Here is a 12,921-nt window from a genome sequence, read left to right as displayed (position 1 = left end):
CTCCTGGTAGAAAGGAATACTCTGGTTATAAAAATTTAAGATAAACCTAATAACACTACCGTCCACAATGTAAACCAAACTCTTGTTAAGCAGATGTTTAAAATGTGAAAAGCATTTATTTATTAGGGATATCCAACAAAATAGCCCGAGTAATATAAAGAATTTCAGTATGTAAAAAATTGATCTGAATCCGGTTAAATTTCTACTTTAACCAGAATTTTGGCAAAACTGTTAAGCTGTGCGTATTTACTGAAGCTAAGATATAAGAAAGTACAAAAAACACCCAAAATAAACATCAGACCTCGTTATCAAAAATGTAACAATTACAATCCATTACTGCTGTTTATTTTACTAATGCCAATTATTAACATTTACATCATTAAAAGACGTTTTTTTATACAAATTGCATTTTAAGAGGCCAGCATGGCTATAGCGATTTGATTAGATCTGCGGTAAGTTGTTACCTAGCTTCAGAAATAAAAATGCCCCGACTAAGTCGAGGCATTTTTTACTTGATAGCTAAGTAAGTATTAGTCTTTATAGACGATACTATTACTCTCTTTCAATTCATCGTACCAAAGATTGTGATGCTGGATAGCCCAGTTTTCATCGCAGTAACCCGATACCATACACTCCATACCACCTTCACTTAATACCGTTGCCATCCAAATATGAACGATAGTAAATGCGATAATGATAATCGCGCTAATAGCATGGATTAACAGTGCTGCCATCGAAGCTTCACGCGGCAGATCTAAACCTGGTAGTACAAGCATTAAACCCGATGCGGCGATAAACAAACCAAAAATGGTTAAGCTCCAAAACCACATCTTTTCACCGGCGTTAGCAAATCCACTATCAGGATGCTTACCTTTAAATGGTCCAAAGTTGACGTAACCACCAACCACCAGGAACCACTTTAAGTCATACATCTTGAAGGTCTGCATCGGCATCCACTTCACAACGCACAGGATCCAAGACACGATAAATATCGGCCCGACCCAATCGTGTATTGTCTTGCTGCCGTAAATCAGTCCAGCCCACAGGCCCTCTCCGATATAAGGCTGCAATATGTGTTTGCCTAACATGATGTTAAGACCAGTGAAGATCAGCGCCAAACAAGAGGTTGCTAATACCCAGTGGATCCATAGATCAGCTTTTGACCAACGTAGCACCATTTTTCCGGAAAAGCCTTTGCCCAATTTAGAGGGACCATTGACTAAATAGAAAAATAGAAATGCAGCAAAAACACCCACAACAGTAATTCCCATCACGGGAGTTAAATACTCATTGCGAACATCCTTTCCTTCATTACCCACTACATTGATTAGCACACCAGTCTCAATGCCTTTGGCTACTGTGTAACCTGAGTCACCCGCCTTAACCGCGCGCCATAGATCGGCGTCATTGGTTGCAGCTTGTTGCTGACTCGTTTGGTCATCCGCAGCCATTGCTGAAGCACTATGTCCCAACCCCATTGAAAATATCAACGGAATAACTAGCAATGCAAACAGGCTGCGCAGTGATTTCATAAACATACTCACTCCTTTATTGGACTGCGGGCCGAAACCCACAGTCCTATTCAGCCAAACTAGCCAGTTGTTGGGGTGTAGCCCCAGATAGCTCCAGGAGCACCTCGTGCGGCCGAGCGCTCACGGAAGATGTTTGAAACAACTTCAGCATCACCCGCTAATAGCGCTTTAGTCGCACAAAGCTCTGCACACATAGGTAGCTTGCCTTCAGCAATACGGTTTGCACCGTATAACTTGCGCTCTGCTTCAGAGAAATCAGGCTCTGGACCACCAGCACAGAAAGTACACTTATCCATCTTACCGCGACTACCAAATGCCGTTTTCTTAGGGAACTGAGGCGCTCCGAAAGGACAAGCATAGAAGCAGTAACCACAACCAATACAAGTTTCTTTGTTGTGTAATACGATGCCGTCTTCAGTACGGTAGAAACAGTCTGCAGGACAAACTGCCATACAAGGTGCATCTGTACAGTGCATACATGCCACTGAGATTGACGCTTCACCCGGCTCACCATCATTTAGTGTAACCACGCGACGGCGCTGGATCCCCCAGCCAATGGCTGAGGCGTTTTCGTTTTTACATGCTGTGACGCAACCGTTACACTCGATGCAGCGCTTGGTGTCACATAGGAATTTCATGACTGCCATAATGGCTTATCTCCTCATCAAGTTAATTAGGCTTTACTGACCTGACACAAGCTCACTTTCGTCTCTTGCATCTGAGTCACAACATCATAACCATAGGTCATTACCGTATTAGCAGCTTCGCCAATTACGTAAGGAACCGTGCCTTCTGGGTAGTTCTTCTCTAGGCTCTTGCCTTCGAATACACCCGCGAAGTGATATGGCATGAAACATTCGCCCGGTACAACTCGTGGAATGACCATAGCCTTAACGGTGATTTTCGCACCTTCTGGACTATGAACGAATACGTCGTCACCATCACGAATACCGCGATCGGCAGCATCTGCTGGGTTGATCTCGATAAACATCTCTTGCTGTAGTTCAGCAAGCCATGGGTTAGAACGTGTTTCTTCACCACCACCTTCGTACTCAACCAAACGGCCAGTCGTAATGATTAATGGGAAACCTTTACTGAAATCCTGATCCTGAATTGTCTTATACAGGGTAGGAAGGCGGGCAACCATACGGTCTTCGTAAGTTGGGTACTTAGCAACCAAATCACGACGAGGTGTGTATAGTGGCTCACGGTGCAGTGGGATATCATCAGGGAAGTTCCAAACGATACAACGCGCTTTCGCGTTACCGTATGGGATACAACCATGTGCAATAGCCACACGCTGAATACCACCAGAGATATCTGTTTTCCAGTTTTTACCTTCAGCAGCCGCTTTCTCTTCTGCTGTAAGGTCATCCCACCAGCCAAGCTGCTTAAGCATCTTGTCGGTAAATTCTGGATAACCGTCTTTGATTTCACTGCCCTTAGAGTAAGAGCCTTCAGCCAAAATGTTAACGCCGTTATGTTCAACACCATAACGTGCACGGAAGTTACCACCACCGTACTTAACTTCACGGCCTGTACGATACAGGATCTGAGTACCAGGGTGCTTCATCTCTGGCGTACCCCAACATGGCCAAGGTAGACCATATGTCTCACCTTTAGCAGGGCCGCCCGGTGCTTCAAGCGATTTAATATCGAATGTGCCCCAGTTTTCTTGGTGCATCTTCAAACGCTCAGGGCTTTGACCTGTGTAACCAATAGTCCACATACCACGGTTGTATTCACGAGTGATATCTTCAATCAATGGCTCATCACCATTAACCTTAATATGCTTGAGGAACTCTTTATCGATGCCCCACTTCTTGGCAAGCTTGTACATGATCACATGGTCAGGCTTAGACTCGAACAGAGGTTCAATAACCCTTGTACGCCACTGAAGTGAACGGTTTGAAGCCGATACAGAACCGTAAGTTTCAAACTGAGTACATGCTGGTAGCAGGTAAACGCCATCGGTACGCTCATGCATCACACCCGCCATTGTTGGGAACGGGTCCACAACAACAACCGTCTTCATCTTGTTCAATGCTTCACGCACTTCACGACCACGGGTTTCGGTGTTAACCGACTGGCCCCAGAAGAATGCCATATGGATGTTATCTTTCTGGGCAATCTTAGACTTATCTTCCAGTACACCATCATGCCAACGTGAACATGGGATACCAGTCGAGGTCATAGGATCTTGACCTAAACGTGGCTCTTGGTCGAAGCGGCTCTTAACCCATTCGTAATCCAAATCCCAAACGTTGCACCAATGCTTCCAAGAACCAGTCTTAAGACCGTAATAACCCGGTAGCGTATCGAACAATAGACCGAAGTCAGTCGCGCCCTGTACGTTATCGTGGCCACGGAAGATGTTAGTACCACCACCTGATACACCCATGTTACCTAGGGCTAGCTGTAAGATACAGTAAGCACGTGTGTTGGCATTACCTACGTGGTGCTGAGTACCACCCATACACCAAACAATTGTCCCCGGCTTAGTTTCAGCCAATAGCTTAGCTACGCGGTACATTTGCTCTTCAGTTGCGCCGACAATGTTGGCAACTTCAGCAGGAGGGTATTTCTTCACCTCTTCACGGATACGTTCCATACCGTAAACACGTTGATCGATGAAGGTTTGATCTTCCCAGCCGTTCTCAAAAATGTGCCAAAGCAGACCATAAATGAAAGGAATATCCGTACCAGGACGAATATGCACGAACTCGTCAGACTTAGCTGCAGTTCGGGTGAAACGAGGGTCGACAACGATAATCTTCGCGCCGCGCTCTTTACCTTCCAGAATATGTTGCATCGAAACTGGGTGAGCTTCACAAGGGTTTGAGCCGATGAACATCATCGCCTTAGCATTGCGAATATCGTTGAAAGAGTTGGTTTGCGCACCATAGCCCCAAGTGTTTGCAACACCGGCTACAGTGGTAGAGTGACAAATACGTGCAGAGTGGTCGACGTTGTTCGTGCCCCACATTGCCGCAAATTTGCGGTACATATAAGCTTGTTCGTTAGAGAACTTTGCACTACCCATGAAGAATATAGAGTCAGGACCCGATTCTTTACGGATATCTAGTGCTTTTTGGCCAACTTCTTCAATCGCTTGATCCCATGAAAGACGCTTCCACTTGCCGCCTTCTAACTTCATTGGATACTTAAGACGCTTTTCACCGTGTCCATGCTCACGTAGAGCCGCACCTTTTGCACAGTGTCCACCCGCGTTAAATGGGTGATCGAATGCAGGTTCTTGGCCTGTCCATACGCCATTTTGGACTTCGGCATAAACACCGCAGCCTACAGAACAGTGAGAACAGATAGTACGTTTAGTTTCGGTGGGGGTGTCGTGGGGAATATCTTTTGCTTCGGCTTTGCGCATCATTCCTGCGCCTAGCATCGATGCCGCTGCAATACCGCCTGTCGCGAGGCTCGCGGACTTGAGGAATTGGCGACGGTTTAAACCTAAGACTGCCTTGTTGCTTGTAGCAGCTTGGTCTGTTTTGCGGGTTAATCGCATCACACTCTCCTTTAATTATTTACTGCGCAATGTGTCGTAATAACTACGAACATGGTCAGACTCTTGGTAACCGCTGCCTTTTTTCGCTTTAGGTGCGATTTCTGGCTGTGCAGCAAGAGCTTGTCCACTGGCAGTTGCAACTGCGCCAGCCGCACCGCCGATTGCCAAAGCCTTAAGCAATTGACGACGGCCCATGTCGGAAGCTTGCTTCTTCATAGTGTCTCCTTAGATTTACTGAAATTAAGATAGGAAGTTAAAGTTCAACTCTCTATCCAGTTCTTATTGGATCCTTGTTAAAAAGACCCCCTGTTTTGTCTATGTCAGCTCAGGCCTATCGATTAACCACAAACGCTGAACTGACATAAATCTAAACCTCTACCGATAGCGATTAAGACGCTAACTCATTGGTAGAAGGCTCAATCTTTTCCGACTTTTCTGCTTCACTGCCTGGGCAGTTAACAGGAATGTCTAAACTCAATTGTTCAAACTCTTTAGCTTCGATAACGAAAAATGCCTTTGCCAACTGCGCTACCGTTGCATAAAACGCAGCACTTGGCGCCTTAGCTAAGTTATCGCAGAAACGTTCAATCCAGCTGCCCATGTGGCGCTGATAGAAAGCGAGCTGACGATAGCCTGGTGCCTCTAAGATCAAGGTTCCCATCACTTCACACAGCGCAGCCACGTGATCTTCAGGCTCTTTAACGTCTTCTTCACGCTCAAAACCAAGCTGCATCAGGTCGTTACGCAGCAAGGCTAATGGCTTGTCCATCAATGAACCTGTCATAAACCAGCTGCCGTATGGCAAGATTTCACCACTGCCCACACCTAGGAAAATGTTGAAATACTCATCTTCAAGCTGTTCATCACTAAACTGCTGAGCGGCCAACTTTAGACCCACCCAAGCTTTAGTCATATCGCTGTCATCATCGGCATCAATCTCTAAGCCTGACAAGAACGCAAGCAGCTCAGGGCTTGGTTGACGACGCAATAATGCAGCTAGCAACTGATAAATATCGGCTCTTAACTGATCGTTTTCTGAAACTTCTCTTACAAATTCGGTCATAGTTAAACTCTTATCGCAGTTGCTTTTCAGGATCTTGAAGAATGTCTTCAAACATGTCTTTGACTCGACAGTCACCACACATTTTTAAGCGGTCTGTGTTAGCGCTAAAGGCACTGTGGGTACCCACGACATCTAACATCCGTTTCACCATAGATTGTGTCGCGAACGGCGTGCCGCAAGTAATACATTCGAAAGGAGCTTCCTCATGTAAGGTTTGACGCGTCTGACGTGCAGCTTTATCAAGATTCACCTGAGGCGTTAAGCTGATGACTTTCTCAGGACAGGCTGTCTCACAGAGCCCACACTGTACACAATCTTGTTCAACAAAATTGAGAGCTGGTAGATCGCCACCGTCGGTCAATGCCATCGTTGGACAGGTCGACACACAAGACATACACAAGGTACAGTTCTCGGTGTTAACGCTCACTCGGCCATATGGAATATTACTTTGAGAAAGACAAGTATCGACTGATGCAGCCTGCTCATTTAGGTGATCGATTGCGTTGTAAATCGTTTCACGCTTGGTCGTTGCCGCAAATTCAGCAGGAACAATGACTGGCCAGCTAGCACTGGTAATAAGCAGCTCAGAAAGATCCTTAGCACCCACTTCTGTTAAGTGCGCTTCAGTGATAACACTAATACGCTGTGGTTGGCCCATCTCATCGAGAATATCGTTGGCTAATGCTAGTTCACCCTGCAACATCTGTGTGAGTGTTGGCGCAGTGGCATCTGTTTGCAGAATCAATACCTGACGAGCACCCCATGCCAATGCAGACATCCAGTGATCCATGCTCGCAACTGTGATCTCTTCCAGTTCAATAGGAATGATCTCACCGGCTAATGCATCAGTCACCAACTGTGCACCTTTACCCATATCATGGAAAAGAATAACTGGTGCAGTTTGCGCCTGAGAGCGGAAACTAGTGACTAGCTTTTGCAGATATGTGTGCATGGCTTGCGGAGTCGGAAGATCATAGCTAATCGCACCAGTTGGGCACGCATTAGTACAGCTACCAGCACCGTGACATAGGTAAGGGTCGATTTCGATTTTCTTTTCTACGCTAGCAATCGCATCCGCTGGACAGAAATTTAAACAGCGGGTGCAGCCCTCATTACCATTACGATAATGAGCACAAATTTCGCTGTTCACTTTAACGTAGCGCGGCTTATCGAATGAGCCAATAAGATCTGGAAGTTGCTCTAATGCTTCATCCAACTTAGCTTGATCTTGACCCACGTAGAAATAACCAGGCGGTAGCATTTCAAGGTTGATGCAAGGGCTCATGCTTAGATCGAGAATTAAGTCGAAGTGGGCTTTGCGAATAGCAACCGTACTTAGTTCAGCACTGCCACTGTCATGCTCAACCTTAACTTGGAATTGACCTAAGAAACCTTTGATTTCAATAAGTTTGTTATAATAACTTTCCACATTTTCTGCGGCAGTCATTACTTTTTCCAAGTGGGCTTCGTCTTGGCTAGTGATAGGCTCATTGGCCAAAATGGCACACTGCCCCATGTTAGATAACTTATCAGCCGCTAAACGTGCCAAATCTTCTGGCCCGATAACGAGAACGTTACCTTCGGTGGTGTAGCTAACGGTCGGCGGGATCAGGTTTTGAATCACCTGAGTCCCAGCAAGGACCTTCTGTCGAACCTCTTTGAGTCCAACCTGTGTTTCACTATTGCTCACATTGCGTTCCTGAACAGTTCTTTGGCTGCTTCTATATTAGTGTCGCTGCTTTTAACCGCTTTTTATTAGCGCCAGCTTTTAATTAGTCCTAATACAGCAATTCACATACCAAATTTGTGGAATTAAAAACACTCTATAGTGACGTTAAACAACGTTATTATTGGAAACGTCGCTGCTTTCTGGTTCATTTTGGGACAAGTCATTTTTATGGCCGTCCAAAATGTCCGACACAGAATCAGCATCATTAAGGCGTTCGGTTTGACCGGAATTCTCAGCGGCAATCATCTCATCTGATACAGCCTCGACTCCCTCTTGTGCTTCCTTTTCATCATCTTCATCTTTGACGATATGACGGAAAACTTTTTTAGCTAACTCTGCCGATACATCGGGAGTTAACTTAGGTTGGTTACTGTAATCGAGCGCATACTCAAGTAAGCCATCGATCTCACTATAATGAGGTTGCTTCCATAGCGCCTTTAATGCCGCAGCCTTCGCTGCAGGATCAACGTTAGCCCCCATAAAGCTGGCAAAACTGCCGCCAACTTCAATCTTTTCAGGATCAGGCAGGTCCTCGGCAGTTAACATCTTGTCTGCCGGTTTTTCTACGCCAGCGTCATCAACAACTGTGGTGGATTCTGTCTGTGAGGCTAACTCGGCTTCTGCTTGCTTTTGTTCAGCTAGGGCTTGCTCTTGTGCTTGTTTCTGCGCCGCTTCTTCGGCCGCGACATTAGCTTCGCCCTCAGCTTCTACCTTTTGCTTGCGCAAATTCCAACGGGATAAGAAGCCACTCATAATCTATCCGCCACATGATCGGTGCTAGGACCTTCATTCTTACGACGGTTAACGTGTTTGCGGCGGTGAGCGCAAATTTCAACTTCACCGTGACGGGTGATAAAGGCCTCGATCCAACAGGCGATCGCCTTAGGCATAGGGATGTTCAATACAGGGGTGTCGGCTTCTAAACAACCTGCTGCGACATTTTGATCAGCAGAAATAGCAACTGGCTTCCACTCACCCTCTTCTGTTTCATCACAGACGATGTACAACATGGCGTTATCCATATCGATATTGATACGGTAGCTGCCACGCTCATCTTTATGTAGCTCCAGTAACACTAGGTAGGCACCCTCAGGTGCGGCGTGGGTAGCAGGAAGCATCTGATCTACCTCCCACTGTACAGAGGTCCATCTTCCGACTTGTTTCTCTATCTTCTTAAGGGAAACGTACATTGGCCATTGGCTTTCGGTATGTTGCATTCACTCTCCGTCTTGCCTGAGGTGGCTGCCAATATGGCAGGCCCACTAAATAAATACTCCCCCAGAATAAAGCAATTTATGTGCCATACATTATCGACAAAATAGTTTGAACTAGATCAACTATTCCCAGCAAAGACTAGGACATTTTGTCTAAATAGCAATTGTCGATAGGACATAAATGGACGACTAACCCCTTGGAAATGTGATCTACCACTAAATTTCACCACCCTAAAATTAGGTATGGATATTGCTTAGTAGTAAACGCATTTATTTCCTTTTAACAGATGATGAGCCATATGACTGCATATAAAAGCAATCCTAAGTTGATTAAAACCGATACCAATGTGCCACTTACGATTGCCGTAACTGCAACCAACGAAAATGGTGAGACAGTCGATAAATTTATCGCTTGCGAGCGACCATTAACGGTTTACCTGAACTGGCAACCTATCGTGACCTTAATGACGCTAGGTGCACGCGCCGAAGCATTATCACTTGGATACCTCAAAAACCAAGGCTTTATCTCTGATATCAGCAAGTTAGAATCAGTCATCGTTGACTGGGATGTAAACTCAGCCGCTATCCTAACCAGCGAAAAAGTTGAAAACTTAGAAGAGAAGTTGTCAGAGAAAACCGTCACCACAGGTTGTGGTCAAGGCACGGTTTACGGCGACTTTATGACTGGACTCGATGACATTACTCTACCTACGCCACAGTTAAAGCAAAGCATGATCTACAGCTTACTAAAGAACATCAGCGCCTATAACGAAACCTACAAGAATGCAGGTGCAGTGCATGGTTGTGGTCTATGCCAAGACGACCAAATAGTGGGTTTTGTTGAAGATGTGGGACGTCATAACGCCGTTGATACCTTAGCCGGTGAAATGTGGCTCAACCAAGACAATGGCAACAATAAATTGTTCTACACCACGGGCCGACTAACCTCCGAGATGGTGATTAAAGTCGCTAAGATGGGGATCCCCGTCGTGTTATCACGTAGTGGCGCGACTCAGATGGGACTAGAGCTTGCACAAAAGCTCGGAATAACCATGATTGCCCGAGCAAAAGGCCGTCACTTCTTAATCTACAATGGCGCAGAAAATGTTGAATTTGATGCACTTTCTTAAAAAAAAACCAACTACAAGTATTGTAAGCTCCACGGGGATTAATAATGACTGAGCCGACTGAACTGATCTATATGAGCGCCAAACAGGTATCAGAGTACCTAGATCTCAATGAAAAGAAAGTCTACTCAATGGCCAATGATCGTATTCTTCCTGCGACCAAAATTACGGGTAAATGGCTGTTTCCCAAGATCTTGATCGACAGATGGGTCATGGACTCTTGCCACAGTGGCATGCTATCAGACCGTATGCATATCACAGGTAGTGATGATCCTCTGCTGTCCATGCTTGTAGCGAGAATGATGTCTCAGGTCGGTAAGAGTGAACTTATCAGTTATAGCTCTACTGGCTCACGCCTCGGCTTAGACTTATTGTCTCGTGGCTACGCCGATGTCTGTACGTTACATTGGGGCAGCGTAGAAGAGCGCAGCGTCCGTCACCCGGCGCTATTGCAAGGTTATGCTAACCACCAACAATGGGTCATGGTTCATGGTTATACCCGTAAACAGGGTCTAATGATGCGCCCAGAGATGCATCACCGTTGCCAAGAGTTGGACAAAGTGTCGCAACAATCTTGGCGTTGGGTGGCTCGACAAGCGGGAGCGGGGAGCCAACAACACCTTGAGCAGTGGCTAATGAAGCAAGGCGCCACTTTCGAAGAACTGAATTCGAGCATTGTCGCCCAAAGCGAGCGCGAACTCGCTGGCTATATTGCCCGCAACAATGCCGATATCGGTTTTGGCTGTCAGTCTGTCGCACTTGAGAGCGGCTTGAGTTTCGTACCTTTGGTAACTGAGTCTTTTGACTTCGTGATGCCACAGGGGATCTACTTTAGACGCCAGCTACAAAGGCTGTTTAACCTGCTTGCCGAACCACAAACACAGCAGCTTGCTGCAACCCTAGGTGGTTACGATTTAACAGATTGCGGTAAATTGCTCTGGAATGGCCAGTAGCCTTATAAGCAGGCGGGTCTGATACAGAGACACCATTTGCCATCTCTCTCGGTATATTAGCCGGATAGAAGTAGGAAATAGAAAAGCCGATGATGTTGTCATCGGCTTTTTTAATTTTATGCGTCCCGGTATTGCTGCCAAAGCTCTCTTTGCGCAGGTTTAAGGAAGGTCCAAGCCAACACTCGGGTGATCTTATTGCCCTGGTGCATCTCTATCTCTTTCACCTCAACCGCCTTTACCTGAGCCAGCAAGGCTTTTGCCGGTTGCAGGTTTTCCTTTTTAGACACTAAGGTGGTAAACCACAAACACTGGCTAGCAAAATCATAGCTCTCACGGATCATGGTTCGCAGAAATTGCTGCTCGCCCCCCTCACACCATAACTCGGCTTTCTGGCCACCGAAGTTGAGAGTGGTATCAGTTTTAGCCAAGGCAGTCTTTATCTGGGATGACTTTGCCCGATTCGCTGCTAAGTTTTTAAGCTTACGTGCAGCGCCCTCACTCGCTTCAGCCATGGATGCATGAAATGGCGGGTTACAAAGGGTCAGATCGAAGCGTTCGTTTGGCTCAATCACCCCATGAAATACATGGTTAGCGTTAGTTTGTAGTCGAGATTTGAACCTCTCTGCAATAACTGGGTTACTGGCAAAAATCTGCTGCGCATTAGCAATTGACAATGGGTCGACATCACTGCCAACAAAGTTCCAACCATAGGACTGTATACCCAGCAGCGGATAGATAACATTCGCTCCAGTACCGATATCTAACGCTCGAACCCTAGGCCCTTTAGGCACTCGCTTCTTACTGGTTTTCTTAACCGCGAGTAGATCGGCCACATAGTGGATATAATCAGCTCTCCCCGGAATGGGTGGGCATAGAAAGCCCTCAGGGATATCCCACTTATCAACGCCATAGTGCAGCTTTAACAGCGCTGCATTTAGCATTTTGACTGCGATTGGATCGGCAAAATCAATCGATAAGTTGCCATAGGGATTTGGCTTAACAAAAGTTTTCAATCTAGGATATGCGGCCACCAAGGCTGGAAAATCATAGCCAGTGTTATGGAGGTTACGCGGATGCAAAGACTTACTAAACTGACTCTTAGCTTGAGCGGAGTTTTGAGTCTTGCTCTTGCCAGCAGACTTAACCTTAGCAACCTGTGACTTTTGAGGTTTTAACCCTTTTCCATTATTACTTTTAATCATTTTTAATACCGTTGGCACCAGAGAAAAAATGCAAGCACCTGCGGTATTTGGCTCTGCAATTAGTCATATAAATATTTAGTGAAAAGTAGGTTTACCACCAGCGGCTCACCCGTCTCTTGCTCCAGAAGCTGATTAACTTTTTCATAGCACTGACGACGGATCTCCTCTTTGCCAGTCAAAGATTTCACCTTATCTTCTGTCTGGTTACCTAAGATCTCGACAATTGCCGCCCTAAGCAAAGGATCGTGTCTCTCTAAGCTAACTAATTGCTCAGGCTTTTTAACCATCAGCTCGACGCTAAGCCTAACGTAACCCAGTTTCTTTCTGTTGGAGATATAGTTAGTGACGATCTCAGGCTCAAAGCCATAATAAGCGTATTCTTCGAGTGGCTTACTATCGGCAGCAAATGCATTAAAGCTACTGCAGAGCGTAATAAGCAATACGGCTATTAGTTTATTCATCTTTTAACTTACTCCTTAGTCGATATTCGATGAGATGCGCTCTCATTCCATGTACGTTAACGCCATCAGCTACAGCCAAATCTGACAATATCTATCTGCAACGGCTAGGGCGTGTTA

The 12,921-nt window shown here is 45.9% G+C and carries 12 protein-coding genes; 2 read left to right on the top strand and 10 right to left on the bottom strand.

The annotated features are described in order from the left end of the window. Positions 1–530 precede the first annotated feature (530 nt). The 8 genes from K5Q92_RS10385 to K5Q92_RS10350 form a co-directional block, all read right to left on the bottom strand. Positions 531–1,538 carry a formate dehydrogenase subunit gamma gene (locus tag K5Q92_RS10385; RefSeq protein ID WP_220768933.1) on the bottom strand — a complete coding sequence of 336 codons (1,008 nt, stop codon included), beginning with the start codon at positions 1,536–1,538 and terminating at the stop codon, positions 531–533. 53 nt (positions 1,539–1,591) lie between these two features. After that, on the bottom strand, positions 1,592–2,179 hold the full coding sequence (gene fdh3B, locus K5Q92_RS10380; protein WP_220768932.1) for a formate dehydrogenase FDH3 subunit beta: 588 nt from the start codon (positions 2,177–2,179) through the stop codon (positions 1,592–1,594). A 26-nt stretch (positions 2,180–2,205) separates the two neighbouring features. Beyond that, positions 2,206–5,055 carry a formate dehydrogenase subunit alpha gene (locus K5Q92_RS10375; RefSeq protein ID WP_220768931.1) on the bottom strand — a complete coding sequence of 950 codons (2,850 nt, stop codon included), beginning with the start codon at positions 5,053–5,055 and terminating at the stop codon, positions 2,206–2,208. Positions 5,056–5,070: 15 nt separating this feature from the next. Then, the gene (locus tag K5Q92_RS10370) at positions 5,071–5,271 is read right to left on the bottom strand and encodes a twin-arginine translocation signal domain-containing protein (protein ID WP_012157326.1); all 201 of its coding nucleotides are present in this window, start codon (positions 5,269–5,271) and stop codon (positions 5,071–5,073) included. Positions 5,272–5,443: 172 nt separating this feature from the next. Beyond that, complete coding sequence (locus tag K5Q92_RS10365; protein ID WP_220768930.1) at positions 5,444–6,118, bottom strand: molecular chaperone; 675 nt, start codon at positions 6,116–6,118, stop codon at positions 5,444–5,446. Positions 6,119–6,128: 10 nt separating this feature from the next. Next, positions 6,129–7,808: a 4Fe-4S binding protein gene (locus K5Q92_RS10360; RefSeq protein ID WP_220768929.1), complete on the bottom strand. Its 1,680-nt coding sequence runs from the start codon at positions 7,806–7,808 to the stop codon at positions 6,129–6,131. A gap of 144 nt (positions 7,809–7,952) precedes the next feature. Next, positions 7,953–8,600 carry a DUF3306 domain-containing protein gene (locus tag K5Q92_RS10355; RefSeq protein WP_220768928.1) on the bottom strand — a complete coding sequence of 216 codons (648 nt, stop codon included), beginning with the start codon at positions 8,598–8,600 and terminating at the stop codon, positions 7,953–7,955. Next, entirely contained in the window at positions 8,597–9,064 is a 468-nt protein-coding gene (locus K5Q92_RS10350) for a DUF3305 domain-containing protein (protein ID WP_220768927.1), read from the bottom strand. The genes K5Q92_RS10355 and K5Q92_RS10350 overlap by 4 nt, the downstream gene beginning before the upstream one ends. Positions 9,065–9,348: 284 nt before the next feature. Between K5Q92_RS10350 and K5Q92_RS10345 the strand changes: the two genes are divergently transcribed. Both K5Q92_RS10345 and K5Q92_RS10340 read left to right on the top strand, forming a co-directional pair. Next, on the top strand, positions 9,349–10,191 hold the full coding sequence (locus K5Q92_RS10345; protein WP_220768926.1) for a formate dehydrogenase accessory sulfurtransferase FdhD: 843 nt from the start codon (positions 9,349–9,351) through the stop codon (positions 10,189–10,191). 44 nt (positions 10,192–10,235) lie between these two features. After that, positions 10,236–11,141, top strand: a complete 906-nt coding sequence (locus tag K5Q92_RS10340) for a helix-turn-helix transcriptional regulator (RefSeq protein WP_220768925.1) — start codon at positions 10,236–10,238, stop codon at positions 11,139–11,141. Positions 11,142–11,257: 116 nt separating this feature from the next. Here the strand turns inward: K5Q92_RS10340 and rlmF are convergent, their stop codons facing one another. Further along, the gene (gene rlmF, locus K5Q92_RS10335) at positions 11,258–12,364 is read right to left on the bottom strand and encodes a 23S rRNA (adenine(1618)-N(6))-methyltransferase RlmF (RefSeq protein WP_374758449.1); all 1,107 of its coding nucleotides are present in this window, start codon (positions 12,362–12,364) and stop codon (positions 11,258–11,260) included. 38 nt (positions 12,365–12,402) lie between these two features. Next, entirely contained in the window at positions 12,403–12,804 is a 402-nt protein-coding gene (locus K5Q92_RS10330) for a flagellar basal body-associated protein FliL (protein WP_220768923.1), read from the bottom strand. Positions 12,805–12,921 lie beyond the last annotated feature (117 nt).

Origin of the sequence: Shewanella sp. MBTL60-007 (assembly GCF_019654915.1) — a bacterium.
Classification (GTDB): domain Bacteria; phylum Pseudomonadota; class Gammaproteobacteria; order Enterobacterales; family Shewanellaceae; genus Shewanella.
This window is presented reverse-complemented; position numbering and strand designations above follow the sequence as displayed.

Excerpts from the sequence above, each read along its gene's own strand:
- K5Q92_RS10385 (WP_220768933.1), bottom strand. The coding sequence starts at position 1,538 with ATGTTTATGAAATCACTGCGCAGCCTGTTTGCATTGCTAGTTATTCCG.
- fdh3B (WP_220768932.1), bottom strand. The coding sequence starts at position 2,179 with ATGGCAGTCATGAAATTCCTATGTGACACCAAGCGCTGCATCGAGTGT.
- K5Q92_RS10375 (WP_220768931.1), bottom strand. The coding sequence starts at position 5,055 with ATGCGATTAACCCGCAAAACAGACCAAGCTGCTACAAGCAACAAGGCA.
- K5Q92_RS10370 (WP_012157326.1), bottom strand. The coding sequence starts at position 5,271 with ATGAAGAAGCAAGCTTCCGACATGGGCCGTCGTCAATTGCTTAAGGCT.
- K5Q92_RS10365 (WP_220768930.1), bottom strand. The coding sequence starts at position 6,118 with ATGACCGAATTTGTAAGAGAAGTTTCAGAAAACGATCAGTTAAGAGCC.
- K5Q92_RS10355 (WP_220768928.1), bottom strand. The coding sequence starts at position 8,600 with ATGAGTGGCTTCTTATCCCGTTGGAATTTGCGCAAGCAAAAGGTAGAA.
- K5Q92_RS10350 (WP_220768927.1), bottom strand. The coding sequence starts at position 9,064 with ATGCAACATACCGAAAGCCAATGGCCAATGTACGTTTCCCTTAAGAAG.
- K5Q92_RS10345 (WP_220768926.1), top strand. The coding sequence starts at position 9,349 with ATGATGAGCCATATGACTGCATATAAAAGCAATCCTAAGTTGATTAAA.
- K5Q92_RS10340 (WP_220768925.1), top strand. The coding sequence starts at position 10,236 with ATGACTGAGCCGACTGAACTGATCTATATGAGCGCCAAACAGGTATCA.
- K5Q92_RS10330 (WP_220768923.1), bottom strand. The coding sequence starts at position 12,804 with ATGAATAAACTAATAGCCGTATTGCTTATTACGCTCTGCAGTAGCTTT.